Below are 26394 nucleotides of genomic sequence, written 5' to 3'. Positions count from 1 at the left end.
GAATTGCGTGATTATTGTGCGTAAAAGCCGTGATTCTGTCTATTAAACTGCTCTCATTATTTCACTTCAGTATGTCTTATTAACTTTGAGGGCATTATGAGTTCAGTAAACGTTTGGCAGGAAACGGTACAGATTCCAACCTATGAAACGGGGGCACAGGATACTCACCCCATGTTTCTGGAGAATCGGGTTTATCAAGGGTCTTCCGGGGCAGTGTATCCCTATGGTGTGACGGATACGCTGAGCGAGGATAAAACGCTGAAGGCCTGGCAGGCCGTATGGCTGGAAAACGACTATATCAAGGTTATGATCCTGCCCCAATTAGGGGGCCGCGTACATCGTGCCTGGGATAAGGTCAGACAGCGCGATTTCGTTTATCACAATGATGTCATCAAACCTGCTCTGGTGGGACTGCTTGGTCCATGGATCTCAGGGGGAATAGAGTTCAACTGGCCGCAGCACCATCGTCCGACGACCTATATGCCGGTGGACTTTACCATTAGCGAAAATGATGATGGTTCAAAAACCGTTTGGGTTGGCGAGACAGAGCCGATGCATGGGCTGCAGGTCATGACCGGATTTACGCTGCGCCCGGAGCGTGCGGCGCTGGAAATTGGCAGCCGGGTCTACAACAGCAATGCTACCCCGCGCCATTTCTTATGGTGGGCGAATCCGGCTGTGAAAGGCGGCGACGGGCATCAAAGCGTATTCCCGCCGGATGTGACTGCAGTATTCGATCACGGCAAACGTGCGGTTTCAGCCTTCCCGATCGCCACCGGCACTTATTACAAGGTGGACTACTCGGCTGGCGTCGATATCTCACGCTATAAGAACGTCCCGGTCCCGACCTCCTACATGGCTGAAAAATCAGAGTACGATTTTGTCGGCGCCTGGTGCCATGATGAAAATGGCGGGCTACTGCACGTCGCGGATCATCACATTGCGCCGGGGAAAAAGCAGTGGAGCTGGGGCTATAGTGAATTCGGCCAGGCATGGGATAAAAATCTGACCGATGAGAACGGGCCATATATCGAACTGATGACCGGTATTTTTGCCGACAACCAGCCTGACTTTACCTGGCTCGATCCGTTTGAAGAAAAACGCTTCGAGCAATATTTCCTGCCTTACCATTCACTGGGCATGGTGCAGAACGCTTCACGTGATGCGGTGATTAAGCTGCAACGCGAAGACGGCGGCATTGCATGGGGGGTCTACGCCATTTCTCCCCTTACCGCACATCGCCTGACCCTTCGTGAAGAGGGCAATCCGCATCCGCTGCTGGATGAAATGATTGAGCTGACGCCATGCACCGCCGTTCAGGGCGCGCTAGCCGGTATCGATCCTGCTCGCCTGACGATGGAATTGCTCGATAGTCATGGCAAGTGCGTTTTGCGTTATCAGGAGCATCAACCGCAGGAATTACCGTTGCCAGAAGTGGCGATAACGCCGTTAACCGCGGGCGAGATAAACAGCGTCGATGAGGCGTGGTTTATTGGTCAGCACCTGGAGCAGTATCACCACGCCAGCCGTTCACCTTTCGACTATTACCTTCGCGGCATTGAACTGGATCCACAGGATTACCGCTGCAACCTGGCGCTGGCGATGCTGGAATATAATCGCGCAGACTACCCACGAACTATCGATTATGCGACTCGGGCGCTGGCGCGTGCCCATCAATTGAATAAAAACCCCCAGTGCGGCCAGGCCAGCATGATCCGCGCCAGTGCCAGAGAGCGTCTACAGCAATGGCACGATGCACAAGAGGATTTTTGGCGTGCGGTGTGGAGCGGCAACAGCAAAGCGGGTGGATATTATGGGCTTGCCAGGCTGGCTACGCGAAACGAGCGTTATGACGATGCGTTGAGTTTCTGTCGGCAAAGCCTGCTGGCGTGCCCGACTAACCAGGACGTGCTGTCTCTGGAAACCTTGTTACTGCATCTCACTGGGCGTCGCCGCGAGGCACAGCAGCAAGTCGAGGAACTGCTGTGCGATTATCCTCTGAATCCCACGCTCTGGTGGATAAAGGCGACGCTATCAGAAGCGGAGCCGGATTACGCGCAATGGGTTGGCGTCTGCCAGTCGCGGGATATTAACGCCCTGCAAACTGCCGGATTATTGCTGAGCTGGGGAATGGCCAACCGGGCGAAGGCCGTGCTGGCCAGGCTTAACTGTCAGAAAACGTTGCCGCTCTATTTACAAGCCAGCCTGAGCGAGGGGAATGAGCGCACTGCGCTGATAAATCGCGCTCGCGAGGTATTTCCTGACTTTGTGCGTTTCCCCAATTTGCTGGTGGAAGTGGTGGCGCTGGAGAATATCACCGAGTGCTATTTTGCTCAGCACCTGCTCGCCTGCTTCCACTATAGTCGCCGTAACTACGAGAAAGCGACTCATCTATGGCATCGCTGCGTTGAAATGGCCCCTGATTTTGCCGATGCATGGCGAGGGCTGGCAATTCATGCATGGAATAAGCAAGGTGATGCTGAACTGGCGGCAGAGTATCTGGATAAAGCCTGTACTCATCAGCCAGAAGACGCTCGTTTGCTTTTTGAACGCGATCTGCTGGATAAGTTGACCGCTGCGGAGCCGGACAAACGTCTTTCCCGGCTGGAAGCCCATCTCGTGACGGCGTTGAAGCGTGACGATTTAACCGCGGAGTTGCTGCATCTTTGGCATCTTACCGGGAAAACTGAGCAGGCGGCCAGCGTGCTCTCCTCGCGTAAATTTCACCCCTGGGAAGGCGGTGAAGGAAAAGTGACCAGCCAGTTTGTTATCAACCAACTCTTGCGTGCCTGGCAGCATATCCACCAGCAACAACCGCAGCAGGCAGAAGCGCTGCTGTTATCGGCACTGCACTATCCGGATAACCTTAGCGAAGGGCGACTGCCGGGACAGACCGATAACGATATCTGGTTTTGGCTGGGAGTCTGCGCCAGACAGCAGGGGATGGAAGAGCGCGCAGTCGAATGTTTCCACAAGGCGGCGTTGGGTGACCGGACGATCAATATTCATAGCTATTACAACGATCAGCCGGTGGACTATCTCTTCTGGCAAGGCGTAGCTCTGCGGATGCTCGGCGATCGCCTGGCCAGTGAAAAGCTTTTTACTGAAATGTTGCAGTGGGCTCAGCATATGGAAACGGCGCAAATCGAGGCCGATTTCTTTGCGGTATCCCAGCCGGACCTGCTGGCGTTATATGCCGATATCCAAAAACAACATCAGGAGAAGTGTCTGTTTGTGCGCACTCTGGCAACGGCAGGATTAGGGGGCGGATCGCAATACGAACAGGCGCTTTCCGAACTAGAAATGCTGAATCCAGCTTGGGCAAAAGCAGCGTTGTTCCGAAAGGCAATGCCGTTTGTACTGCACCTCATTAACTAAAGAGTGTTTACTGTAATCTTTGAGCGGCCTGACCCGCCGCTTTTCCTGAGATGTTTAGAATATGTGAAATCGTTCGGCGGCATCCCCATCTGCCGCCGGAATTAAACAACAATAAATGCCTGACCCTACAGGAGGCACGTATGTCTAAAAACAAAGTAGTCTCATTTTTTTCATGTTTACTGTTAACGTTGTTGAGTATTTCATTCCCAGGTTTTAGCGCAGAAAAAGAGATCACCGTTGGGGCCATCTACCTTGATACGCAGGGCTATTATGCAGGCGTCCGGCAGGGCGTTCAGGATTCAGCAAAAAGCACCGAGTCGAAAATCCAACTGATTGAAACCAACGCCCAGGGCGATATCTCTAAAGAGAGTTCATTTATCGATACACTGGTTGCGCGTAATGTAGATGCCATCATTCTTTCCGCTGTCTCAGAAAACGGCAGTAGCCGTGCAGTTCGCCGGGCCAGTGAAGCCGGTATTCCGGTGATTTGTTACAACACCTGCATCAATGAGAAAGGCGTAGATAAATATGTCTCTGCCTATCTGGTCGGCGACCCGCTAGAGTTCGGTAAAAAACTTGGTGATGCCGCAGCCGATTATTTCATTGCCAATAAAATCAGCGCGCCGAAAATTGCGGTCATCAACTGTGAAGCATTTGAAGTATGCGTACAGCGGCGGAAAGGCTTTGAAGCGGCGCTGAAGGCACGCGTTCCGGATATGCAGATCGTCGCGAATCAGGAAGGCACTGTTCTTGATAAAGCCATCTCAGTTGGCGAGAAATTGATTATCTCCACCTCTGACCTCGACGCCATTATGGGGGAGTCTGGCGGTGCGACGCTGGGGGCCGTCAAAGCGGTTCGCAATCAGGGTAAAGTGGGTAAGATCGCCGTGTTTGGCTCTGATATGACGACGGAGATCGCTCAGGAGCTGCAAAGCTATCAGGTGCTGAAAGCCGTCGTGGATATTTCCGGCAAGAAAATGGGCAATGCCGTTTTCGCGCAAACCATGAATGTCATTAACAAAACCCCGCCAGCCAACAAAATTATTCCAGTAGATATCGATACCTACGTTAAATCTGAAGACGGTAAGCAGTGGCTGGCTACGCACGTCGACGGTCTGCCTTGATAACCCCTATCAGTTAACTGAGGTAGATATGTCATGACGGTAATAGAAAAAACGTCGACGCCGGTTGCGAAGATCGTCGGGGGGAATAAGCGTTACCCTGGGGTTGTGGCGCTGGATAACGTTGATTTTACGCTCTCAAAAGGTGAGGTTCGGGCGCTATTGGGAAAGAATGGTGCAGGAAAATCCACTTTAATCCGCATGTTGACCGGCAGCGAAAGCCCGGATAGCGGCGAAATTTGGTTGAACGGAACCCGGCTTGAGGGTAACGATGCAACGCTGACGCGGCGCGCAGCAGAGTTAGGGGTCAGAGCCGTATATCAGGAGCTGAGCCTGGTTGAAGGATTAACGGTTGCGGAGAATCTCTGCCTTGGCCAGTGGCCGCGCCGTAATGGCATGATTGACCAGGGCATCATGGCCCGCCAGGCCAGGGAAGCGTTGGCGGCGCTCGGTGTTGACGTCCCAGCGGATGCGCTGGTCGACACGCTTAGCCCGGCGCAAAAGCAGCTTGTTGAAATTGCTCGCGTGATGAAAGGTCAGCCGCAGGTCGTTATTCTTGATGAGCCGACCAGTTCACTGGCGAATGCGGAGGTCGAACTGGTGATCAACGCGGTGAAGCAAATGTCTGCGCTGGGCGTTGCCGTGGTTTATGTCAGCCATCGCATGGAGGAGATCCGCCGCATTGCTTCATGCGCCACGATTATGCGCGATGGTCAGGTTGCTGGCGATGTCACGCTGGAGAGTACGACAACGCAGGAAATCGTATCGCTGATGCTGGGAAGGGAGCATGTTGATCTTCCACTCGTGAAATCTGCAGAACTGCTGACAACCCCGGTTCTACAGGTAGCTCAGTTGCGTCATCCGCCCAAGCTTCACAATATCAATTTTACATTGCACCGTGGTGAAGTGCTGGGTATTGCCGGACTGCTGGGCTCGGGCCGTAGTGAGTTACTCAAGGCTATCATCGGCTTAGAAACGTTTGCTGATGGAAAAATCACGCTGAATGGTGCCAACATTTCACATCCGCAATATACCGCGATGCTCAAGAGCGGCGTGGGTTATACCCCGGAAAACCGTAAGGAGGCGGGAATTATTCCGCTGCTGGGCGTGGATGAAAATACGGTGATGACCAACCGGCACAAAGTTAGCCGACGTGGCGTATTGAACTGGCAGCGGATTCAGGAGTTGACCGCGGCGGTCATGAGTCGCATGACGGTCAAAGCCGCAAATACCGAGACCGCAATTGGGACATTATCGGGCGGTAATCAGCAAAAAGTGGTGATTGGTCGCTGGGTTTACGCTGAAAGCGAAATTTTGCTACTTGACGAGCCGACGCGCGGAGTCGATATCGAAGCCAAGCAGCAGATATACCGTATCGTGCGGGAACTGGCCGCCGAAGGTAAAAGCGTCATATTCATTTCCAGTGAAATAGAAGAGCTGCCTTTAGTCTGCGATCGTATTTTGCTGCTGCAAAACGGCGAGTTTACCCGCGAGCTTTTAGCCCCTGTAAATGTCGATGAATTAATGTCGGCAATTTTATCCACGCATTAGTCATTACGTTTATTGAGGAATTAAAAGATGTCTGCCTCATCACTAACGCTGCCGCAAGGCAAAAATGCCACACCCAAGCAGTTCATCAGCCGCCATATTAATGAAATTGGTCTGCTGGTGGTGATTGCTATCTTATATCTGGTCTTTTCTTTTAACGCACCAGGATTTATTTCTTTAAACAATCAAATGAACGTGCTGCGCGATGCTGCGACGATTGGTATTGCTGCATGGGCCATGACGCTGATTATTATCTCCGGCGAGATTGATGTCAGCGTGGGTCCAATGGTGGCGTTTATCTCTGTCTGCCTGGCCTTCCTGTTGCAGTTTCAGGTACCGCTTAGCATTGCCTGCCTGCTGGTGTTAATACTGGGCGCTGCGTTGGGCACGCTCGCCGGGGTTTTGCGCGGCGTATTCAGCGTTCCTAGCTTTGTCGCGACGTTAGGTTTATGGAGCGCATTGCGTGGTATGGGATTATTCATGACCAACGCGCTGCCGGTCCCCATCGATGAAAATGAAGTACTGGACTGGCTTGGTGGGCAGCTCTTTGGCATCCCAATATCGGCATTAATTATGCTAATTCTGTTTGTTCTCTTTGTCTTTATCAGTCGTAAGACCGCTTTTGGCCGCTCTGTTTTTGCCACTGGCGGCAACGCTACTGCAGCGCAACTTTGCGGGATTAACGTCAAGCGAGTGCGTATTTTGATTTTTACGCTTTCAGGCTTGCTGGCTGCGATTACCGGTATTCTCCTGGCGGCGCGGCTTGGCTCGGGTAATGCGGGTGCTGCAAACGGTCTGGAGTTTGACGTTATTGCCGCCGTGGTGGTCGGCGGAACCGCACTGTCCGGTGGGCGAGGTTCGCTATTCGGCACTTTATTAGGCGTACTGGTTATCACCCTTATTGGTAATGGATTAGTGCTTCTGGGAATTAACTCATTCTTCCAGCAGGTCGTTCGTGGATTAATTATTGTGGTGGCTGTCCTGGCAAATATATTGCTGACCCAACGCAACAGTAAACTTAAACATTAATTTGTATAGAGGGAATTATGAAAACAATGTTGGCTGCTTATTTACCAGGAAACTCAACCGTTGAACTTCGGGAAGTTCCTGTACCCACGCCGGGGATTAACCAGGTCCTGATTAAAATGAAGTCTTCAGGAATTTGCGGTAGCGATGTCCATTATATTTATCATCAACATCGCGGCACCGCTGCAGCACCGGACAAACCACTGTATCAGGGTTTTATTAATGGTCATGAGCCTTGCGGGCAAATTGTTGAGACGGGCGCAGGGTGTCGCCACTTTAAAGCGGGTGACCGGGTGCTGGTTTACCATATTTCCGGCTGTGGTTTCTGCTCCAACTGTCGCCGTGGTTTTCCTATCTCCTGTACCGGAGAGGGCAAGGCGGCCTATGGTTGGCAGCGCGATGGTGGACACGCGGAGTATTTGTTGGCGGAAGAAAAAGACCTGATTCATCTGCCGGATGCGTTGAGCTATGAAGACGGCGCGTTTATTAGCTGCGGCGTGGGGACGGCGTACGAAGGTATTCTGCGCGGTGAAGTTTCCGGAAGCGACAACGTGCTGGTTGTCGGGTTAGGGCCTGTTGGCATGATGGCTATGATGCTGGCAAAAGGCCGCGGTGCGAAACGCGTTATTGGCGTGGATATGCTGCCGGATCGCCTGGCGACGGCAAAGCAGCTGGGTGTGATGGATAATGGTTTCCTGGCGACAACGGAGAATCTTCCGGCGCTGATTGCCGAACTGACTCACGGAGGGGCAGATGTGGCGCTGGATTGTTCCGGTAATGCGGCAGGTCGTTTGTTGGCATTGCAGTCTACAGCGGATTGGGGAAGGGTGGTTTACATCGGGGAAACCGGAAAAGTTGAGTTTGAAGTCAGCGCCGATCTGATGCACCACCAGCGACGCATTATCGGTTCCTGGGTGACCAGCCTGTTCCATATGGAAAAATGCGCCCGCGACCTGACCGACTGGAAGCTGTGGCCACATAGCGCCATTACCCATCGTTTTTCTCTTGATCAAGTAGGGGAGGCTTACGCGCTGATGGCGAGCGGTAAGTGTGGCAAAGTGGTCGTTAACTTTCCCGATTAAGGAGGCCTGATGACGCTTTATACGCTGGAAAATGAAGATCTGCGGCTTCAGGTTACGGATCAGGGCGGCGCGATTGAGGGGCTATGGTGGCAGCATCAGGGGAAAATGATCCCAGTGCTGCGCCCCGGCCTGAAAAGCGGAGTGGCGGTGGAGTCTTCATGCTTCCCGCTGGTACCGTTTGGTAATCGGGTGAGCGGTAATCGGTTTCAATCGCCAGCAGGAGAGCATCAGCTACAGCCCAACGTTGAATGGGACAGTCATTACCTTCATGGTGACGGCTGGCTGAATATCTGGTGCTGCGTTGAGCAATCGCCCACACAGCTTAAGTTAGAGTATGTCCACCGCCAGGGTATCTATCATTACACCGTGCAGCAGATCTTTACCTTAAGCGGAAGCGGGGTTGAGGTGGAGTTGGTAGTAACTAATGATGGCGATGCGTTGCCGTTTGGTCTCGGCTGGCACCCTTATTTTCCGCTGTCGCCGGAAACTCGGGTACAGGCGCATACCACCGGCTACTGGCTTGAGAGAGAAGGCTGGCTAACCGGGGAGTATCAGGAGAGTTTGCCGGAGGCGCTGGATTTCAATCAGTCCGCACCGTTACCTGAGCATTGGGTGAATAATGGCTTCTCCGGTTGGGATGGTGTAGCGATGATCCAACAGCCAGGGCTTGGCTATCAGCTCTCTATGACGACTGAGCCTCCTGCACCCTGTTATTTTGTTTTCGTTTCCGATCCGGCCTTTGATAAGGGCTATGAGTTTGATTTCTTCTGTTTCGAGCCAATGAGCCATGCGCCGGACGATCATCATCGTCCGGCCTTTGGTCAGTTGACCATGCTGTTATGTGGTGAAAGCATGCGGCAAAAAATGGTACTGAAAATCCGTTCTTTTTAAGCCTGACCTGCCCGGAAACGGGCAGGGATAACTTCATCTTGCACCCGCCCCGCTTTATCGCCAGACTGTCGCCTCCATTCGGGAGGAAATCATGGTCTTGCACTCCACGCGCTGGCTGGCGCTTAGTTATTTCACCTATTTTTTTAGCTACGGCATCTTCCTGCCATTCTGGAGCGTCTGGCTCTCCGGGCAGGGTCTGACGCCGGAAACGATCGGCATGCTGCTTGGCGCCGGACTGGTGGCGCGTTTTCTTGGCAGCTTGCTGATTGCGCCACGGGTCAGCGACCCCTCCCGGCTGATTTCGGCGCTGCGTATTCTGGCGCTGCTGACGCTTCTCTTCGCTATCGCCTTTTGGGCCGGAAACCACGTGGCCTGGCTGATGGTGGTGATGGTCGGTTTTAACCTCTTTTTCTCACCGCTGGTGCCGCTGACCGACGCGCTGGCGAATACCTGGCAAAAACAGATAACGATGGACTACGGGCGCGTGCGCCTGTGGGGGTCGATAGCCTTTGTGATTGGCTCGGCGCTGACCGGTAAACTGGTCAGCCTGTATGACTCGCGGATGATTCTGGTGATGCTCAGCCTTGGTATCGCTTCAATGCTGCTCGGCATGCTGATTAAACCCTCGGTGCAGCCGCAGGGGGAATCCCGCCAGCAGGAAGCTGCGGGGCTGTCGGCCTGGCTCACGCTGGTGCGGCAAAGCTGGCGCTTCCTCGCCTGCGTCTGTTTGTTGCAGGGGGCGCACGCCGCCTACTATGGCTTTAGCGCTATCTACTGGCAGGAGGCGGGGTATTCGGCCTCTGCCGTGGGCTATTTATGGTCGCTGGGCGTGGTGGCGGAAGTGGTGATTTTCGCGCTGAGCAAAAAAGTCTTCCGCCGCTTCAGCGCCCGCGATTTGCTGCTGCTTTCTGCGGTGTGCGGACTGATCCGCTGGACGCTCATGGGCTGGACCACGGCGCTGCCGTGGCTTATCGTCGCGCAAATCCTGCATTGCGGCACCTTTACGGTGTGCCACCTGGCGGCGATGCGCTATATCGCCGCTCGTCAGGGTAGCGAAGTAATCCGTCTCCAGGCGGTTTACTCCGCCGTGGCGATGGGTGGCAGCATTGCGGTCATGACGGTATTTTCCGGTTTCCTCTATCAGCACCTGCACCAGGGCGTGTTCTGGGTCATGGCACTGGTGGCTTTACCGGCGCTGGTGCTGCGGCCAAAAGCAGTGTCTTAGCCTTCCAGCATTTTGCAAATCTGTTGCCGCTGGTGATCGCTGAACGTCTCTTCAGCATGAAACAGCGGTGGCGAAAACAGCGGCAGCGCCGTGGTATAGGGCGTGACGATAAGCGTTATCCCCTTCGGCGCGCCCTCCTTCTGAAAAGTCCTTACGCTCAAATATTTAATATTGAGCGGTAGCAGGGTCAGCTCGCGCAGCTGTTGTTCCAGCGACTGTTCAAGACCTGGATCATCATCGGTGAGCAGGACCACCTGTTTCTCCTGCAAGTCGCCTTTTTGCATCAGCCATGCACCGAAAATTACCGCGATTAATCCGACTTCATCCTGACTAAAATGCACCTGCCAGGCAGCTTCAAAATCTTCCAACGCAGTCTGAGTCGTGCGCATTAATCGTGGATAAAGACGGCCGATCTCCTCCGGTAGCGCGTTATCGATGCCGATAGCAAACACGCTGCGGTGCAATGCCTGAGATAGGTGGATATAGAGCTGATCGCTCAGCCCCTGCTCGTCGCTAAACGGGCGGCCTGCCAGGTTCTGGAAGCGATGAATTAATCCCGAGATCGCCAGATGCAGGCGACGGTCCTGCTGATGACCATCGCGGATCGGGTCGGGCGTTTTCATCAGCATAAACAGCAGAGCCAGAAACAGCTGTTCCCCCGCATGCGGTGAGGCGGCAACCCGCCGCTGCCAGTGGCGGACAATCTCTTCGGCGAGAGAGAACTCGGCGGTGGTTTGCGCCCAGCGCTGCTGCTCAAGGGTAAAAGAGGGCGTCTGTCCGAGATGGTGTTGCAGCAGGCAATACTGTAAATAGAGACGCAGAAAATGCACATCGCGGCAATCAAACTGGCGGTTCATGGTCCGTGCGCAGCGGTTAACCAGCGCCTGAAGGTTGGTGTCGTCGTACAGCGTACGTGCGATACCTTGCTGTTTAAGCTGCGTTTTTAATGCCGGGGTAAAATGATGGCTAATAAAATGCGGGCACAAGCGCAGCCCGCGGCGTAAGCCTTGCAGCAGACACAGGCGTTGATCGAGCGCGGCACCTTCCATCCGATAGCTGCCGTCCGCCTGTGACGCAAGGGTCAAGCGGTGATAACGCTGAATTTCGCGTCCTGTCTCCGCGATGTCCTGTCTGGCGGTATCCTCATCAACCTGAGTGAGGCTACCCAGCCATTCGGGCGTCACGCTTTGCCCTGGCAGATAAAACATCAGGAGCACCTGGCTACGGCGCTGTGGACTGGAAAGCACAGATGGTGGTTCAATCACTGTCATCATCCGGTTAGTTCCAGTTAGGGTTTTCGTTAAGAGTAGTTAATGTATTTAGGGTGAGCAGGGCAGTCCCGCGTCTTTACATCAGGATTGCTGGCGAGGTTCACAGAATTTTTCACGTGAGGAACAGATGAAGAGAGTGAAACAATGCGTCAGCGCGGCGTTTTTCATGTTTTTATCGCTATCAGCGGCGGCGCATCCGCACAGTTTCATCAGTTTGCAAACGCAGATCGTGGCGGAAAACGGTCTGCTCACCGGATTTAAAATGCGCTGGACGATGGATGAAATCACCTCCGCTGACCTGCTTTACGATGCTGGTAATGCCAAACCCGGTAGTGAAATCTGGAAAAAGCTGGCGGCGGAAGTGATGGCGAACGTGCTGGGTCAGCACTACTTTAGCGAGCTGTGGCATAACGGCCAGCGAGTGAAATTTGATAACCGGCCGGACGGCTATGGGCTTGAGCGTAGCGGTCTTCAGGCGGTACTTACCTTCACTCTGCCGTTGGCGAAGCCGCAGCCTCTGGCCGGGCAAACCTTCACCTTCTCGACATACGATCCCACTTATTATGTTGATATGTATTACGATAAAGATTCTGATTTCGCCCTGCCAGTTGCGATAAAGGCGACGTGCGCGGCTAAAGTCATGACGCCGAAGCCCAATGAAAAAATGCTGTCCTACGCCCAGTCGCTGGATAAAGCGGATGCGCCGCCGGAAGATATGGAACTGGGGAACTACTTCGTGCAAAAGGTCACGCTGCAATGTCACTAATTTTCGCTCGAACCGGCCGTTCCTCGAGATGGCGTCAGCTGTGGCCGCTGGTGATTTTTATCCTGCTGGCCGCAGGCATGGGCTTCTGGCTATCGCGGGCCTGGCCTGAGGTGCTGCTGCAAAGCACCGTCTGGCAGCGGGCATTAAATCTTGAACTGAGCCGTCTGCTGCAGGCGGTGGCGGAGAACCCGTCCGCCGCGGGACTCTCGCTGCTGGGGTTTAGCTTTGCTTACGGTATTCTGCACGCGCTGGGGCCGGGGCACGGCAAGGTGGTGATTACCACCTGGCTGGCGACCCATCCCTCGAAGCTGAAATCGAGTATTGGCCTGACCCTGGCGGCTTCACTGTTGCAGGGGATGGTCGCTATCGCTCTGGTAGTGGTGGTGCTCACGTTGCTACAGCTTCCGGCAAGGCAGCTGCATCAGAGTAGCTTCTGGCTGGAGAAGGGGAGCTACCTGCTGGTCGGTGCGTTGGGATTGCTGCTGTGCTGGCGGGCGCTGAAAAAGCTGCGGGCGCTGCTGCGACGGCCGAAATTTACCGCGTTTACCCCGCACCATGTACATGATGCTAACTGCGGCTGCGGGCATCAACATATGCCGGGGCCGGAGCAGATGCAAAGCGGCGACGACTGGCGCGCGCGGCTGGTGATTGTTCTGTCGATGGGGATGCGACCCTGCTCAGGGGCGATTATGGTGCTGCTGTTCAGTAAGGTCATCGGCGTATTTAGCTGGGGGATGGCGGCGGCGCTGGCGATGGCGGCGGGAACTTCGCTGACGATTAGCGCTCTGGCGCTGCTGGTCCACGGTTTTCGTCAACTGGCGGTCAGGTTGAGCGCCAGGCAGGCTCCGGCGCTGTGGAAGCAGGTTGGCTGGGCAACGCTGGCGCTTGCTGGCGGCGTGATATTACTGGCGGCGGCGGTAGTGATGTGGAGCAGCGCGGTGCCGGTAGGGCGGGGGTTAAGGCCATTTTAATCGGCTTTACCGGGCTGAAATCTGAAAATATCGGTGGGTGATTGTGTCATCCTTGCTTAATTCTTAGCATCCTGCAGCGCGTTTTGCATAAAGCTCACCATCGCATCCCGGTAGCGCTCGCCGTGGCGTTCGGAGAATGCATCAATATGCTCGCCATCCGGAATAAGGATTTCCTGTTTCGGCTGAGCGGCCAACTGGTAGAGTTTTTCGCTGTGTTCCCAGGGAATAACGTGGTCCGCTTTACCATGAATAATTAGCACCGGAATAGGGCTGATTGAGGCGATATTACGATCTGCGCTATAGCTGTCATTGAGCAAAAAACCGCTGCCAGGGATCATTTTATTGGCGATAGCCGAATAGGATGAAAAGGTTGAGTCGAGAATAACGGCGCGGATGCCTGAGCGATCCGCTGTACGTTTGTTGACGCAATCCATGCAGGAGCCAATCGCGGCAAGGATATTATTGCCCCCCAGGCTTTGCCCCAGCAGCACCAGATGTTGCGGGTTCACATCGCTGCGGTGGCGCACATAGTTGATGGCGCTTTTCGTATCGTCATATAAGCCCTGCTGCGAAGGCGTGCCTTGCGATTCACCAAATCCGCGATAGTCGAACATGAAAAGATTGTAATTGCGCTCCGGTAGCCAGCCGACTAACGGCCAGTGCGCCGACATATTTCCCGCGTTGCCATGGGCATGTATCACCGTAGCTACCGCGTTCTCTGCGGGGCTGGTGGTTGAGGGAATAAACCAGCCGTGCAGGCGGGTGCCATCTTTAGCGGTAAAAGTAACGGATTCGGCAGGCCAGGGATCCGGGCCATAGACTTTGTTATCCGGATAGTAAAACGCATTGATGGCGACGCGAGGCAGCAGATAAACGCATACCACCGCAATACACAGGATGAAAAGGTACTTGGCGCCGCGCTTGCCGCCGGGAAAAGTCATGAGTGTTTCCTTACCGCTTCCCGCTAACAGCCGTGTGGGAAAGTCGCAGTTCAATCCGTTGATAAACGAGGAACAATCGTGTGAGAGGGAGATGCGAAAGTAAAGCGTCTGGGATCAATTTCAGAAAAGGACAGGGAAAATAACGGGTAAGCGTGCGCCTACCCGTTGAGAGGAATTAACGCTTCAGCGCTTCGCTCAGCTGTTCGCGCATATTCGCCAGCATGGCTTTTACGACGCGCGGGTTGCCTGCAACGATGTTGCCGGACATCAGATAGTTATGGCCGCCGGTAAAGTCGCAAACGATCGCGCCTGCTTCACGGGCGATCAGTTCGCCTGCCGCGAAATCCCACGGTTTCAGCGCGATTTCAAAGTAGCCATCAACGCGCCCTGCGGCAACGTAGGCCAGATCCAGAGCCGCGGAACCGGTACGGCGGAAGTCCGCACATTCGGTAAACATGTTGCCGAGGATATTCATGTAAGAGGCTGCGTGCTGCTTCGCTTTGAACGGGAAGCCGGTGGCGATGATGGTGCCATCCAGATCGCGAGCGCTGCTGCCGCGCAGACGGTAGCCGTTCAGCTGTGCGCCCTGACCGCGGGTTGCGGTGAACAGTTCGTTACGCATTGGATCGTAAACCACAGCCACTTCAGTACGGCCTTTAATGCGTACGGCGATGGATACGGAGAAGTGTGGCAGACGTTTTACGAAGTTGGTGGTGCCATCCAGTGGATCGATAACCCATTGAACATCCTTATCTTCACCCTCGTGTTCACCGCTTTCTTCGGTGATGATGGTGTGCTGCGGGTAAGATTTGCGAATGGTTTCGATAATAATCGCTTCAGCGGCTTTATCGACGTTAGTCACAAAATCATTGCTGCCTTTCTGGCTGGTTTCTACGGAGTCAGGGGTTTCGTAGTGTTTGGCAATTAAATTACCCGCCTTGCGCGCTGCGCGCACGGCGATGGTCAGCATCGGATGCATCGGTCTCTCTCACTGGATGTTAAAGAACGGGAAAAAACGGCGCATATAGTAACAGTGAAATCTGCCTATGTCTCCGTTTTATGATAGCATGCATGAATAATCTTTAGCCGAAGAACCATAATGCTGCAAAATATTCGAATCGTACTGGTAGAAACCTCACACACCGGCAATATGGGCTCCGTCGCCCGCGCAATGAAAACCATGGGGTTAACCAACCTCTGGCTGGTCAACCCGCTTGTTAAACCCGATTCCCAGGCCATCGCCCTGGCGGCCGGTGCCAGCGACGTGATTGGCAACGCAAACATCGTTGATACCCTTGATGAAGCGCTGGCGGGCTGTAGCCTGGTGGTCGGTACCAGCGCACGCTCCCGCACGCTGCCGTGGCCGATGCTCGACCCGCGTGAATGTGGCCTGAAAAGCGTCTCTGAGGCACAGCATGCGCCAGTCGCGCTGGTATTTGGTCGCGAGCGCGTTGGCCTGACTAACGACGAGTTACAGAAATGCCACTACCACGTAGCGATTGCGGCGAACCCGGAATACAGCTCGCTGAACCTGGCGATGGCGGTGCAGGTTATCTCCTACGAAGTGCGTATGGCTTGGCTGGCGGCGCAGGAACAAGACGAACCCGCCGTTGAGCACGAAGAGACCCCGTACCCGCTGGTGGATGATTTAGAGCGCTTCTACGGCCACCTCGAGCAGACGCTGCTGGCGACCGGTTTTATCCGCGCCAATCATCCGGGACAGGTGATGAATAAGCTGCGTCGTTTGTTTACCCGTGCGCGCCCGGAAAGCCAGGAGCTGAACATCCTGCGCGGGATGCTGGCGTCGATTGAGCAGCAGCAAAAGAATAAAGAGTGATCTCTTACCCTCTCCCTGTGGGAGAGGGCCGGGGTGAGGGCATCAGGCCGCGTTGAGGTATAACGGCACTGAAAGCCAAATACTTGACTAAAACAGTCAAGTAAATAGTTGACCAATTTACTCGGGAATGTCAGACTTGCCCTTGCTATGCAATACCCATATTAATAAAAAGCCCGGGCAGGGGCGAGTTTGAGGTTAAGTAAGACATGAGACTGACATCTAAAGGGCGTTATGCCGTGACCGCGATGCTTGACGTTGCGCTCAACTCTGAATCGGGTCCGGTTCCGTTGGCTGATATTTCAGAGCGTCAGGGAATTTCGCTCTCCTATCTGGAACAGCTGTTCTCTCGCCTGCGCAAAAACGGCCTGGTATCCAGCGTCCGTGGCCCAGGCGGCGGTTATCTGTTAGGTAAAGAAGCGGGTAGTATCGCGGTTGGCGAAGTTATCAGCGCAGTAGACGAATCCGTTGACGCCACCCGTTGTCAGGGTAAAGGCGGCTGCCAGGGTGGCGATAAGTGCCTCACTCACGCGCTGTGGCGCGATCTGAGCGAGCGGCTGACCAGTTTTCTGAATAACATCACGCTGGGCGAACTGGTGAATAACCAGGAAATCCTTGATGTTTCCGGTCGTCAGCATAGTCATGAATCCCAGCGTAATACCCGTGTTCAGGACGCTATCGACGTTAAACTGCGCGCGTAGTCCTCACTTCGTTTCATCTTGCGGCTACCTGGCTGCAAGCTGAAACAGGCAGGGGAAAAGATTATAAAAAAGATTTTCGAATCAGGCCGGGATGTTTCGATATCCCGTCTACTCGGTCGTACATCCAACCGGTAGCCTGGTTCATTGCATTGAAGCGATGTACGGAGTTTATAGAGCAATGAAATTACCGATCTATCTCGATTACTCCGCAACCACGCCGGTGGACCCGCGTGTTGCCGAGAAAATGATGCAGTGTTTAACCCTGGACGGAAACTTTGGTAACCCGGCCTCCCGTTCACACCGTTTTGGCTGGCATGCTGAAGAGGCGGTAGATATCGCCCGTAATCAGATTGCCGATCTGGTCGGTGCTGACCCGCGTGAAATCGTCTTTACCTCCGGTGCGACTGAGTCCGACAACCTGGCGATTAAAGGTGCAGCCAACTTTTATCAGAAAAAAGGCAAGCACATCATCACTAGCAAAACCGAACACAAAGCCGTACTGGACACCTGTCGTCAGCTCGAGCGCGAAGGGTTTGAAGTGACTTACCTCGCTCCGCAGCCTAACGGCATTATCGATCTGAAAGAACTCGAAGCGGCGATGCGTGATGACACCATTCTGGTCTCCATCATGCACGTTAACAACGAAATCGGCGTAGTGCAGGATATCGCGACCATCGGCGAACTGTGCCGCGCCCGCGGTATCATCTATCACGTTGACGCGACTCAGAGCGTGGGCAAACTGCCTATCGATCTGAGCCAGCTGAAAGTTGACCTGATGTCCTTCTCTGGTCACAAAATTTACGGCCCGAAAGGCATCGGCGCGCTGTACGTGCGTCGCAAACCGCGTATCCGTATCGAAGCGCAGATGCACGGCGGCGGTCACGAGCGCGGCATGCGTTCCGGTACTCTGCCTGTCCACCAGATCGTCGGTATGGGTGAAGCTTACCGTATCGCGAAAGAAGAGATGGAAACCGAGATGGCGCGTCTGCGCGGTCTGCGTAACCGTCTGTGGGAAGGCGTGAAAGATATGGAAGAGGTGTACCTCAACGGTGACCTCGAGCAGGGCGCGCCGAACATTCTCAACGTCAGCTTTAACTACGTTGAAGGCGAGTCGCTGATTATGGCGCTGAAAGACCTGGCGGTTTCCTCCGGTTCAGCCTGTACTTCCGCAAGCCTTGAGCCATCCTACGTGCTGCGCGCACTGGGCATGACCGACGAGCTGGCGCACAGCTCCATTCGTTTCTCTTTAGGTCGTTTCACTACCGAAGAAGAGATTGACTACACCATCAAGCTGGTTCGTAACTCTATCGGCCGTCTGCGCGATCTTTCTCCGCTGTGGGAAATGTTCAAACAGGGCGTGGATATCAACAGCATTGAATGGTCACATCACTAATTCGGCACCAATAAGGAGAATTCATCATGGCTTACAGCGAAAAAGTAATCGATCATTACGAAAATCCACGTAACGTGGGTTCTTTCGACAACAGCGACGAAAGCGTCGGTAGTGGCATGGTCGGTGCACCGGCATGCGGCGACGTGATGAAGTTGCAGATTAAAGTCAACAATGAAGGTATCATTGAAGACGCGCGTTTCAAGACCTACGGCTGCGGTTCCGCCATTGCCTCCAGCTCCCTGGTCACCGAGTGGGTGAAAGGGAAATCACTGGACGAAGCACAGGCGATTAAAAACACCGATATTGCAGACGAGCTTGAACTGCCACCAGTGAAAATTCACTGCTCTATCCTGGCGGAAGACGCGATTAAAGCCGCGATTGCGGATTACAAAAGCAAACGTGAAGCGAAATAATTAAGAGGTTATTGTATGTCGATTACTCTTAGCGACAGCGCAGCGTCGCGAGTTAATACCTTCCTGGCCAACCGTGGCAAAGGCTTTGGCCTGCGTTTAGGTGTTCGCACCTCGGGCTGTTCAGGCATGGCCTACGTGCTGGAATTTGTTGACGAGCCGGCGGCAGAAGACACCGTGTTTGAAGATAAAGGTGTCAAGGTAGTGATCGACGGCAAAAGCCTGCAGTTCCTTGACGGCACTCAGCTGGACTTCGTCAAAGAAGGTCTGAACGAAGGGTTTAAGTTCACCAACCCTAATGTGAAAGACGAGTGCGGCTGCGGCGAAAGCTTTAACGTGTAATCGGTTATCCCTGACCCCACCGTAGCCTTGCTATGCGTGGGGTTTGCTTTATCTCGTTAACCCTGAGGTTGCTATGGACTATTTTACCCTCTTCGGGTTACCGGCCAGCTATACCCTTTCATTAGAACCCCTGGCTGCCCGGTATCAGGATTTACAGCGCCAGTACCACCCCGATAAATTCGCCAACGGAAGCGCAGCTGAACAGCTTGCCGCGGTGCAGCAATCCGCGACTATCAATCAGGCATGGCAAACCCTTCGCCATCCGTTGACCCGCGCCGAATATCTCCTTTCGCTTCACGGTTTTGATCTCGCCAGCGAGCAGCACACCGTGCGTGATACCGCGTTCCTGATGGAACAACTGGAACTTCGCGAAGAGCTCGATGAGATAGGCAAGGCGCAAGATGAAGCGCGTCTGGAAAGTTTTATCAAGCGGGTAAAAGCGCTGTTTGATACCCGCCATCAGCTGATGGTTGAACAACTGAATAACGAGGCGTGGGATGCGGCAGCGGATACTGTACGCAAGCTGCGTTTTCTCGATAAACTGCGAAGCAGTGCGGAACAACTCGAAGAAAAACTGCTCGATTTTTAATTTTCGGAAGCAATTATGGCCTTATTACAAATTAGTGAGCCTGGTCTGAGTGCCGCGCCGCACCAGCGTCGTCTGGCGGCGGGTATTGACCTTGGCACCACCAATTCACTGGTTGCTACCGTGCGTAGCGGCCAGGCTGAAACGTTGGCCGATAATCAAGGGCGCTATCTTCTGCCGTCGGTTGTTAACTATCAGGCCTCAGGTTTGACGGTAGGCTATGACGCGCGACAAAACGCGGCCCAGGACCCGGTCAACACCGTCAGCTCCGTCAAACGCATGATGGGGCGTTCTCTTAGCGATATTCAGGCGCGCTACCCACATCTGCCTTACCAGCTGCAGGCAAGTGAAAACGGCCTGCCGATGATTCAGACCGCTGGCGGCTTGCTCAACCCGATTCGCGTTTCAGCCGATATCCTGAAGGCACTTGCCGAACGCGCTACCGAAGCGCTGGCGGGCGAGCTTGACGGGGTGGTGATTACCGTTCCGGCCTACTTCGACGATGCCCAGCGTCAGGGGACTAAAGACGCGGCGCGTCTGGCGGGCCTGCACGTGTTACGTCTGCTGAACGAACCGACCGCGGCGGCGATTGCCTACGGCCTGGACTCCGGTCAGGAAGGGGTGATTGCGGTTTACGACCTCGGCGGCGGCACTTTTGATATCTCCGTGCTGCGTTTAAGCCGCGGCGTGTTTGAAGTGCTGGCGACCGGCGGCGATTCCGCGCTCGGCGGCGACGATTTTGATCACCTGTTGGCCGATCATATCCGCGAACAGGCGGGTATTGCCGATCGTAGCGACAACCGCCTGCAGCGTGAACTGCTCGATGCGGCTATCGCTGCGAAGATTGCCCTAAGCGACGCCGATGTGGCGCGCGTGGACGTTGGCGGCTGGCAGGGCGAAATTACCCGCAACCAGTTTAACGATCTCATCTCCGCTCTGGTGAAACGCACTTTGCTGGCTTGCCGTCGCGCATTGAAAGATGCGGGCGTCGAGGCGCAAGAGGTGCTGGAAGTGGTGATGGTTGGCGGTTCAACCCGCGTACCGCTGGTCCGTGAACGCGTGGGCGAGTTCTTTGGCCGCACGCCACTGACCTCTATTGACCCGGACAAAGTCGTTGCCATCGGCGCGGCGATTCAGGCGGATATCCTGGTCGGCAATAAGCCGGACAGCGAACTGCTGCTGCTTGACGTTATCCCGCTCTCTCTTGGGCTGGAAACTATGGGCGGACTGGTGGAGAAAGTCATCCCGCGCAATACCACCATTCCGGTGGCGCGCGCGCAGGAGTTCACCACCTTTAAAGATGGCCAGACGGCGATGTCTATCCACGTGATGCAGGGCGAGCGCGAGCTGGTGCAGGACTGCCGCTCACTGGCGCGCTTTGCGCTACGTGGGATCCCGGCGCTACCGGCGGGCGGGGCGCATATTCGCGTCACCTTTCAGGTGGATGCTGACGGCCTGCTGAGCGTGACGGCGATGGAAAAATCGACCGGCGTTGAGGCCTCCATCCAGGTGAAACCGTCCTACGGCCTGAGCGATGGCGAGATCGCCAACATGATTAAAGATTCGATGAGCTACGCCGAGCAGGACGTTCAGGCGCGTATGCTGGCTGAGCAAAAGGTCGAAGCCGCGCGCGTTCTGGAAAGTCTGGTAAGCGCGCTGGCCGTCGACGCCGCGCTGTTAAGCGCCGCAGAGCGTCAGGCTATCGATGACGCCGCGGAGCAGGTTCGTTCCGCAGCGGCAGGCGATGACGCCGATGCTATTAAAGAAGCGATTAAAAATATCGACACACAAACCCAGGAGTTTGCCGCTCGCCGTATGGACCAATCGGTCCGTACTGCGCTGAAAGGCCAATCCGTGGACGAGGTTTAAAATGCCAAAAATTGTTTTTCTGCCCCACCAGGACCTGTGTCCGGATGGCGTAGTTGTGGAAGCTAAGATCGGTGAGACTATCCTTGACGCTGCCCTGCGTAGCGGTATCGAGATTGAACACGCCTGCGAAAAATCCTGTGCCTGCACCACCTGCCACTGCATCGTGCGTGAAGGCTTTGACTCGCTGGCTGAAAGTACCGAAGATGAAGACGACATGCTGGATAAGGCCTGGGGGCTTGAGCCCGACAGCCGTCTGAGCTGCCAGGCGCGCGTGACTGATGACGATTTGGTCGTCGAAATTCCGCGCTACACCATCAACCACGCACGCGAGCATTAATATGGGACTGAAATGGACCGATAGTCGTGAAATCGGCGAAGCGCTGTACGACGCTTTCCCGGATCTCGACCCGAAAACCGTTCGCTTCACCGATCTGCATCAGTGGATTTGCGAGCTGGAAGAGTTTAATGACGATCCAAACGCATCCAATGAAAAAATTCTGGAGGCGATTCTGCTAGTCTGGTTAGACGAAGCAGAATAATTTTCGCGTCATGATTTATGCGGCTTTAAGTCGGATGAATCAATGAGCGAAAGAACTTTACGGGCTGCCATACGGTGGCCCGTTTGCTAAGAAGGATAATGATAATGACCGAAGCTATGAAGATTACGCTGACCGCTCAGCCAGCCGATGCGCGCTGGGGAGAAAAAGCGTCTTACAGCATTAATAACGACGGCATCACCCTGCACCTGAACGGCAAAGACGACCTGGGTTTGATCCAGCGCGCGGCGCGTAAAATTGACGGCATGGGCATCAAACACGTTGCGCTCGATGGCGAAGGCTGGAATACAGACCGCGCGTGGGCGTTCTGGGCGGGTTATAAAGGTCCGAAAGGCAGCCGTAAAGTTGAGTGGCCAACTCTGGACGACGCGCAGAAAAGCGAGCTGGATAGCCGCCTGAGCATTATCGACTGGGTGCGCGACACCATTAATGCCCCGGCTGAAGAGTTAGGGCCGGAGCAACTGGCGCAGCGCGCGGTTGACCTGCTGTGCAGCGTCGGTTGCGACAACGTTTCTTATCGCATCACCAAAGGCGAAGACCTGCGCGAGCAGAACTACCTCGGTCTGCACACCGTTGGTCGCGGCTCCGAGCGTCCGCCAGTCCTGCTAGCGCTGGACTATAACCCAACCGGCGATAAAGCCGCTCCGGTTTACGCCTGCCTGGTGGGCAAAGGTATCACTTTCGATTCCGGCGGCTACAGCATCAAGCAAAGCGCCTTTATGGACTCAATGAAGTCCGATATGGGTGGTGCGGCGACGGTAACCGGCGCGCTGGCGTTTGCTATTACTCGCGGCCTGAACAAACGCGTGAAGCTGTACCTGTGCTGTGCCGATAACCTGATTAGCGGCAACGCCTTCAAGCTTGGCGACATTATTCGCTATCGCAACGGCAAAACCGTTGAAATCATGAATACCGATGCTGAAGGTCGTCTGGTGCTGGCGGATGGCCTGATTGATGCTTGTGCACAGAAGCCTGAGCTGATTATCGATGCTGCTACCCTAACCGGTGCCGCAAAAACCGCGCTGGGCAACGATTATCATGCGCTGTTCAGCTTTGATGACAATCTGGCGAATCGTCTGCTGGCAAGCGCTCAGGCCGAGAACGAAGCGTTCTGGCGTCTGCCGCTGGCCGAGTTCCACCGCGGTCAGCTGCCGTCGAACTTTGCAGAACTGAACAATACTGGCAGCGCGGCCTATCCGGCGGGTGCCAGCACGGCGGCAGGCTTTCTGTCCCACTTTGTCGAGAACTATCATGAAGGCTGGCTGCATATCGACTGCTCAGCGACCTACCGCAAATCTGCCGTTGAACAGTGGTCGGCGGGCGCGACAGGCCTTGGCGTGCGCACCATTGCGAATTTGCTGACTGCGGAATAACCTTTTCCCCTCACCCTCTCCCAAGGGGAGAGGGGACTGTCCGGTTTTATCCCTCGCCCCTTGGGGAAAGGGCCGGGGTGAGGGGGGATCCACCGATCTGGAACCACTATGTCTGAAATCAAAAACGAACTCGAAACTCTGCTGGAGAAGGCGGCCACTGAGCCTGGCCATCGTCCGGCGTTTTTCCGCACGCTGCTGGAAGCCACCGTCTGGGTACCAGGAGCCGCCGCTCAGGGCGAGCAGGTCGTCGAAGACAGCGTGCTGGATTTGCAGCACTGGGAAAAAGATGACGGCACGTCGGTTATTCCTTTTTTCACCTCGCTGGAAGCGCTGCAACAGGCCGTGGAAGACGAGCAGTCTTTTGTGGTGATGCCGGTGCGCACGCTGTTCGCTATGACCCTCGGCGAGACGCTGTATCTCAATGCCAAACTGCCAACCGGCAAAGAGTTTACGCCGCGTGAGATTAGCCACCTGCTGGGCGAAGAAGGTAGCCCGTTGAGTACCCAGACCGTGCTCGAAGGCGGCGCGCCGCTGCTGTTGTCCGAAGTTGCTGAACCGCCTGCGCAGATGGTTGATTCGCTGACTACGCTGTTCAAGACGCTGAAAACGGTGAAACGCGCGTTTTTATGCTCGATTAAAGACAGCGCCGATGCGCCAGCTAACCTGCTGATTGGTATTGAAGCGGAAGGCGACATCGAGGAGATCATTCAGGCAACCGGCAGCGTAGCGACCGATACGCTTCCCGGCGACGAACCAATTGATATCTGCCAGGTGGTGGAGGGCGAAAAGGGCATCAGCCACTTTATGATTGCCCACATCACGCCGTTCTATGAAAAGCGCTGGGGCAGCTTCCTGCGCGACTTTAAGCAGAATCGTATTATCTGAACACAACGGGGGCTTAAGCCCCCGTTGTTCTATCTGCTATCTACTGCGCCGGTTCAATCGGCAAATCCGTTCGCGCACCCCATTCGCTCCATGAGCCGTCATACAGACTAACGCCGTTAACGCCCAGAGTGGTGAGTGCCAGTACAACTACGGATGCCGTCACGCCGGAGCCGCAGCTGGCAATGATGGGGCGTTCAAAATCCACGCCCTGACGCGCAAAGATCTCATTTAGCTCATCGACGGTTTTCAGCTCGCCGTTTATTACCAATTCTGTCCACGGCACGTTTAATGCACCGGGGATATGCCCGCTGCGCAAACCAGCGCGCGGTTCAGCCACGAGGCCATTAAAGCGCCCTGCCGGGCGAGCATCGACGATCTGCGCCGATCCTTCATGGCTTACCAGCAGCACATCGGTCAGACGCTTGATCACCAGCGGATCAAAGCGGCCGTCAAAATCACCTTCCGGCAATTCAGGAAGACTTTGCTCCAGCGGTAGCTCATCGCGACGCCAGCCTTCGAGGCCACCCGCAAGTATCGAAACTTTTTCGACACCGAAAGTACGCAACATCCACCATGCGCGCGGTGCGGAGAAGAGATTACCTTCATCGTATACCACCAGATGCCTATCACTGTTGACGCCAAGTTCACGCATTGCAACGGCAAATGCCTCCGGGCGCGGCATCATGTGCGGTAGCGGGCTGGTGTGGTCTGACAGGGCTTCAATATCGAAAAAAACGGCGCCAGGAACATGGCCTGCCAGGTACTCGGCGTTAAGGTCCCGATCATCCTGCCCCGGTGGCGCCATGCGCGCATCGATAATTTGTATTTCCGGGTCATCAATATGTTCCGCCAGCCAATCGGCAGCGACAAAAAACGAGGTAGACATAGGTGCCTCCGTGTCATCAACAATAGAGTGATTGTTGTTGTTTTTAACGATATCGACAAGGCATTTTCAAGAGGATACGGCGGGAATGTGATATTCCCCCGAACGGCGTCGGGGGAGTAGCCTGTTAAAACTGGCTTTGCTGCAGGTAGCGCCAGGCGTACTGTGCATACAGCTCAGCGCCGTTTTTCATCACCTGCTCATCAATATTAAAGCAGCCATGATGGTGCGCATAATCGCTGCCTTTCTCTTTGTTACCTGAGCCGAGTAGCGCGAAAGCACCGGGGATATTCTCCATATAAAAACTGAAATCTTCTCCGCCGGTGGTGGGCTTTTCGTTGAAAAGAACCTTGTCGCCAAACGCATCGCGGATAACCGACTGCGCCAGCAGCGCGCTGCGCTCCTCGTTGATCACCGGCAGCGTACCGTAGCAGTAGTCAACCTGAGCGGTCGCGCCGTACACGGCGGCGGTATGCTCTGCATAGCGGGTAATTGCCGCCTCCAGACGCTGACGCGCTTCAATGCTAAAGCAGCGCACGGTGCCATCAAGAACGGCGTTCTCAGCGATGACGTTAAAGCGCGTGCCGACGTCCATTCTGCCGATGGTTACCACGGCGGACTCCAGCGGCGAAGTTTCACGCGCCACGATAGCCTGGAGGTTCATCACGAAAGCAGAGGCGACAACCGCCGCATCGACGCACGCTTCCGGCATCGAGCCGTGGCCACCACGGCCGCGAAACGTCACCTTGAGTAAATCCGCGGAGGCAAATGACGAACCGACGTTGCAGGAAACCTTACCGGATGGCGTGCCCGACCAGATATGCATCCCAAAAACGTTGTCCACGTTGTCGATGGCTCCCTGCTGGATCATCGCTTTGGCCCCTTCCGCAATCTCTTCCGCAGGCTGAAAAATCAAGCGTACGTTGCCCGTAAGCTGCTCGCGGATTTCATATAACGCGTGGGCAGCGGTCAGCAGCATGGCGGTATGGGCGTCATGGCCGCAAGCGTGCATTTTACCTGTGGTTTGTGATTTGTAGCTGAGCTGGTCGTTGAGTTCCAGCACCGGCAAGGCGTCCATGTCGGCGCGCAGAGCCACGGTTTTACCCGGCTGACCGCCAATAATATCGGCGATAATTCCGGTAGGTTGGGTGCGATGAAAGGGGATGCCGATGGCTTCCAGTTCAGCGGCGACGCGATCGGTGGTGCGCTTCTCCTCCCACGGCAGTTCCGGATGGGCGTGCAGGTCGCGACGAAAAGCGATCATTGCCGGTTCTTCTCTGGCAATAATCTCGGTAATGGCAGGGTTAATCATCAATGACTCCATAAATAGCTAAAAATTCA

25 protein-coding genes are annotated in these 26394 nt (G+C 54.9%); 20 read left to right on the top strand and 5 right to left on the bottom strand.

Features of this window, described 5'->3' with window-relative positions; genetic code table 11:
- The first annotated feature begins 96 nt into the window (after positions 1-96).
- From HV127_RS28890 to HV127_RS28860, 7 genes are all read left to right on the top strand, one after another.
- A complete protein-coding gene (locus HV127_RS28890; protein WP_182240429.1) occupies positions 97-3378 on the top strand; it encodes a DUF5107 domain-containing protein in 3282 nt (1093 codons plus the stop codon).
- Between the two features lie 140 nt (positions 3379-3518).
- Entirely contained in the window at positions 3519-4502 is a 984-nt protein-coding gene (locus HV127_RS28885) for a substrate-binding domain-containing protein (protein ID WP_182240427.1), read from the top strand.
- A gap of 33 nt (positions 4503-4535) precedes the next feature.
- A complete protein-coding gene (locus tag HV127_RS28880) occupies positions 4536-6050 on the top strand; it encodes a sugar ABC transporter ATP-binding protein (protein ID WP_182240425.1) in 1515 nt (504 codons plus the stop codon).
- 27 nt (positions 6051-6077) lie between these two features.
- Positions 6078-7076, top strand: a complete 999-nt coding sequence (locus HV127_RS28875) for an ABC transporter permease (RefSeq protein WP_181485318.1) — start codon at positions 6078-6080, stop codon at positions 7074-7076.
- A 17-nt stretch (positions 7077-7093) separates the two neighbouring features.
- Entirely contained in the window at positions 7094-8155 is a 1062-nt protein-coding gene (locus HV127_RS28870) for a zinc-binding dehydrogenase (RefSeq protein ID WP_181485319.1), read from the top strand.
- A 9-nt stretch (positions 8156-8164) separates the two neighbouring features.
- Entirely contained in the window at positions 8165-9046 is an 882-nt protein-coding gene (locus HV127_RS28865; RefSeq protein ID WP_182240423.1) for an aldose 1-epimerase, read from the top strand.
- A gap of 91 nt (positions 9047-9137) precedes the next feature.
- The gene (locus tag HV127_RS28860; protein WP_182240421.1) at positions 9138-10271 is read left to right on the top strand and encodes a 3-phenylpropionate MFS transporter; all 1134 of its coding nucleotides are present in this window, start codon (positions 9138-9140) and stop codon (positions 10269-10271) included.
- Here the strand turns inward: HV127_RS28860 and csiE are convergent.
- The gene (gene csiE, locus HV127_RS28855; protein ID WP_182240419.1) at positions 10268-11545 is read right to left on the bottom strand and encodes a stationary phase inducible protein CsiE; all 1278 of its coding nucleotides are present in this window, start codon (positions 11543-11545) and stop codon (positions 10268-10270) included. The two genes, HV127_RS28860 and csiE, sit on opposite strands and share 4 nt — an antisense overlap.
- Positions 11546-11669: 124 nt before the next feature.
- Between csiE and HV127_RS28850 the strand changes: the two genes are divergently transcribed.
- Both HV127_RS28850 and HV127_RS28845 read left to right on the top strand, forming a co-directional pair.
- Positions 11670-12308 carry a DUF1007 family protein gene (locus HV127_RS28850; protein ID WP_182240417.1) on the top strand — a complete coding sequence of 213 codons (639 nt, stop codon included), beginning with the start codon at positions 11670-11672 and terminating at the stop codon, positions 12306-12308.
- Entirely contained in the window at positions 12299-13279 is a 981-nt protein-coding gene (locus HV127_RS28845; RefSeq protein ID WP_182240415.1) for a nickel/cobalt transporter, read from the top strand. The genes HV127_RS28850 and HV127_RS28845 overlap by 10 nt, the downstream gene beginning before the upstream one ends.
- A 56-nt stretch (positions 13280-13335) precedes the next feature.
- On the opposite strand, the gene HV127_RS28840 is transcribed toward HV127_RS28845, so the two are convergent.
- Both HV127_RS28840 and suhB read right to left on the bottom strand, forming a co-directional pair.
- Complete coding sequence (locus HV127_RS28840; RefSeq protein WP_182240413.1) at positions 13336-14220, bottom strand: alpha/beta hydrolase; 885 nt, start codon at positions 14218-14220, stop codon at positions 13336-13338.
- Positions 14221-14395: 175 nt separating this feature from the next.
- Entirely contained in the window at positions 14396-15199 is an 804-nt protein-coding gene (suhB, locus tag HV127_RS28835) for an inositol-1-monophosphatase (RefSeq protein WP_182207554.1), read from the bottom strand.
- Between the two features lie 120 nt (positions 15200-15319).
- Between suhB and trmJ the strand changes: the two genes are divergently transcribed.
- The 11 genes from trmJ (at position 15320) to sseB (ending at position 24170) form a co-directional block, all read left to right on the top strand.
- The gene (trmJ, locus tag HV127_RS28830; protein ID WP_182240411.1) at positions 15320-16057 is read left to right on the top strand and encodes a tRNA (cytosine(32)/uridine(32)-2'-O)-methyltransferase TrmJ; all 738 of its coding nucleotides are present in this window, start codon (positions 15320-15322) and stop codon (positions 16055-16057) included.
- Positions 16058-16263: 206 nt separating this feature from the next.
- Positions 16264-16755 carry a Fe-S cluster assembly transcriptional regulator IscR gene (iscR, locus tag HV127_RS28825; protein WP_112215455.1) on the top strand — a complete coding sequence of 164 codons (492 nt, stop codon included), beginning with the start codon at positions 16264-16266 and terminating at the stop codon, positions 16753-16755.
- A 178-nt stretch (positions 16756-16933) separates the two neighbouring features.
- Positions 16934-18148, top strand: coding sequence for a cysteine desulfurase (iscS, locus tag HV127_RS28820; protein ID WP_142513083.1), 1215 nt, complete (start codon positions 16934-16936; stop codon positions 18146-18148).
- Positions 18149-18174: 26 nt separating this feature from the next.
- The gene (iscU, locus tag HV127_RS28815; protein ID WP_005120408.1) at positions 18175-18561 is read left to right on the top strand and encodes a Fe-S cluster assembly scaffold IscU; all 387 of its coding nucleotides are present in this window, start codon (positions 18175-18177) and stop codon (positions 18559-18561) included.
- 15 nt (positions 18562-18576) lie between these two features.
- A complete protein-coding gene (iscA, locus tag HV127_RS28810; protein WP_110272092.1) occupies positions 18577-18900 on the top strand; it encodes an iron-sulfur cluster assembly protein IscA in 324 nt (107 codons plus the stop codon).
- 73 nt (positions 18901-18973) lie between these two features.
- Positions 18974-19489: a co-chaperone HscB gene (hscB, locus tag HV127_RS28805; RefSeq protein WP_181485330.1), complete on the top strand. Its 516-nt coding sequence runs from the start codon at positions 18974-18976 to the stop codon at positions 19487-19489.
- A gap of 15 nt (positions 19490-19504) precedes the next feature.
- The gene (gene hscA, locus HV127_RS28800; protein ID WP_182240409.1) at positions 19505-21355 is read left to right on the top strand and encodes a Fe-S protein assembly chaperone HscA; all 1851 of its coding nucleotides are present in this window, start codon (positions 19505-19507) and stop codon (positions 21353-21355) included.
- Between the two features lies 1 nt (position 21356).
- Entirely contained in the window at positions 21357-21692 is a 336-nt protein-coding gene (gene fdx, locus HV127_RS28795; RefSeq protein WP_110272096.1) for an ISC system 2Fe-2S type ferredoxin, read from the top strand.
- 1 nt (position 21693) lies between these two features.
- On the top strand, positions 21694-21894 hold the full coding sequence (gene iscX, locus HV127_RS28790; protein WP_110272097.1) for a Fe-S cluster assembly protein IscX: 201 nt from the start codon (positions 21694-21696) through the stop codon (positions 21892-21894).
- Positions 21895-21998: 104 nt separating this feature from the next.
- Positions 21999-23285, top strand: a complete 1287-nt coding sequence (gene pepB, locus HV127_RS28785) for an aminopeptidase PepB (RefSeq protein ID WP_182207551.1) — start codon at positions 21999-22001, stop codon at positions 23283-23285.
- 108 nt (positions 23286-23393) lie between these two features.
- Positions 23394-24170: an enhanced serine sensitivity protein SseB gene (gene sseB / locus HV127_RS28780; RefSeq protein ID WP_182240407.1), complete on the top strand. Its 777-nt coding sequence runs from the start codon at positions 23394-23396 to the stop codon at positions 24168-24170.
- Between the two features lie 40 nt (positions 24171-24210).
- On the opposite strand, the gene sseA is transcribed toward sseB, so the two are convergent.
- Positions 24211-25056: a 3-mercaptopyruvate sulfurtransferase gene (gene sseA, locus HV127_RS28775; RefSeq protein WP_182240404.1), complete on the bottom strand. Its 846-nt coding sequence runs from the start codon at positions 25054-25056 to the stop codon at positions 24211-24213.
- Positions 25057-25180: 124 nt separating this feature from the next.
- Positions 25181-26365 carry an amidohydrolase gene (locus HV127_RS28770; RefSeq protein WP_182240402.1) on the bottom strand — a complete coding sequence of 395 codons (1185 nt, stop codon included), beginning with the start codon at positions 26363-26365 and terminating at the stop codon, positions 25181-25183.
- Positions 26366-26394: the final 29 nt, after the last annotated feature.

Origin of the sequence: Klebsiella sp. RHBSTW-00215, assembly GCF_014103785.1 — a bacterium.
Taxonomy (GTDB): domain Bacteria; phylum Pseudomonadota; class Gammaproteobacteria; order Enterobacterales; family Enterobacteriaceae; genus Klebsiella.
This window is presented reverse-complemented; position numbering and strand designations above follow the sequence as displayed.

Bases quoted from the DNA above. Each gene is read 5' to 3' on its own strand.
- HV127_RS28890 (WP_182240429.1), top strand. From the start codon at position 97: ATGAGTTCAGTAAACGTTTGGCAGGAAACGGTACAGATTCCAACCTAT.
- HV127_RS28885 (WP_182240427.1), top strand. From the start codon at position 3,519: ATGTCTAAAAACAAAGTAGTCTCATTTTTTTCATGTTTACTGTTAACG.
- HV127_RS28880 (WP_182240425.1), top strand. From the start codon at position 4,536: ATGACGGTAATAGAAAAAACGTCGACGCCGGTTGCGAAGATCGTCGGG.
- HV127_RS28875 (WP_181485318.1), top strand. From the start codon at position 6,078: ATGTCTGCCTCATCACTAACGCTGCCGCAAGGCAAAAATGCCACACCC.
- HV127_RS28870 (WP_181485319.1), top strand. From the start codon at position 7,094: ATGAAAACAATGTTGGCTGCTTATTTACCAGGAAACTCAACCGTTGAA.
- HV127_RS28865 (WP_182240423.1), top strand. From the start codon at position 8,165: ATGACGCTTTATACGCTGGAAAATGAAGATCTGCGGCTTCAGGTTACG.
- HV127_RS28860 (WP_182240421.1), top strand. From the start codon at position 9,138: ATGGTCTTGCACTCCACGCGCTGGCTGGCGCTTAGTTATTTCACCTAT.
- csiE (WP_182240419.1), bottom strand. From the start codon at position 11,545: ATGATGACAGTGATTGAACCACCATCTGTGCTTTCCAGTCCACAGCGC.
- HV127_RS28850 (WP_182240417.1), top strand. From the start codon at position 11,670: ATGAAGAGAGTGAAACAATGCGTCAGCGCGGCGTTTTTCATGTTTTTA.
- HV127_RS28845 (WP_182240415.1), top strand. From the start codon at position 12,299: ATGTCACTAATTTTCGCTCGAACCGGCCGTTCCTCGAGATGGCGTCAG.
- HV127_RS28840 (WP_182240413.1), bottom strand. From the start codon at position 14,220: ATGACTTTTCCCGGCGGCAAGCGCGGCGCCAAGTACCTTTTCATCCTG.
- suhB (WP_182207554.1), bottom strand. From the start codon at position 15,199: ATGCATCCGATGCTGACCATCGCCGTGCGCGCAGCGCGCAAGGCGGGT.
- trmJ (WP_182240411.1), top strand. From the start codon at position 15,320: ATGCTGCAAAATATTCGAATCGTACTGGTAGAAACCTCACACACCGGC.
- iscR (WP_112215455.1), top strand. From the start codon at position 16,264: ATGAGACTGACATCTAAAGGGCGTTATGCCGTGACCGCGATGCTTGAC.
- iscS (WP_142513083.1), top strand. From the start codon at position 16,934: ATGAAATTACCGATCTATCTCGATTACTCCGCAACCACGCCGGTGGAC.
- iscU (WP_005120408.1), top strand. From the start codon at position 18,175: ATGGCTTACAGCGAAAAAGTAATCGATCATTACGAAAATCCACGTAAC.
- iscA (WP_110272092.1), top strand. From the start codon at position 18,577: ATGTCGATTACTCTTAGCGACAGCGCAGCGTCGCGAGTTAATACCTTC.
- hscB (WP_181485330.1), top strand. From the start codon at position 18,974: ATGGACTATTTTACCCTCTTCGGGTTACCGGCCAGCTATACCCTTTCA.
- hscA (WP_182240409.1), top strand. From the start codon at position 19,505: ATGGCCTTATTACAAATTAGTGAGCCTGGTCTGAGTGCCGCGCCGCAC.
- fdx (WP_110272096.1), top strand. From the start codon at position 21,357: ATGCCAAAAATTGTTTTTCTGCCCCACCAGGACCTGTGTCCGGATGGC.
- iscX (WP_110272097.1), top strand. From the start codon at position 21,694: ATGGGACTGAAATGGACCGATAGTCGTGAAATCGGCGAAGCGCTGTAC.
- pepB (WP_182207551.1), top strand. From the start codon at position 21,999: ATGACCGAAGCTATGAAGATTACGCTGACCGCTCAGCCAGCCGATGCG.
- sseB (WP_182240407.1), top strand. From the start codon at position 23,394: ATGTCTGAAATCAAAAACGAACTCGAAACTCTGCTGGAGAAGGCGGCC.
- sseA (WP_182240404.1), bottom strand. From the start codon at position 25,056: ATGTCTACCTCGTTTTTTGTCGCTGCCGATTGGCTGGCGGAACATATT.
- HV127_RS28770 (WP_182240402.1), bottom strand. From the start codon at position 26,365: ATGATTAACCCTGCCATTACCGAGATTATTGCCAGAGAAGAACCGGCA.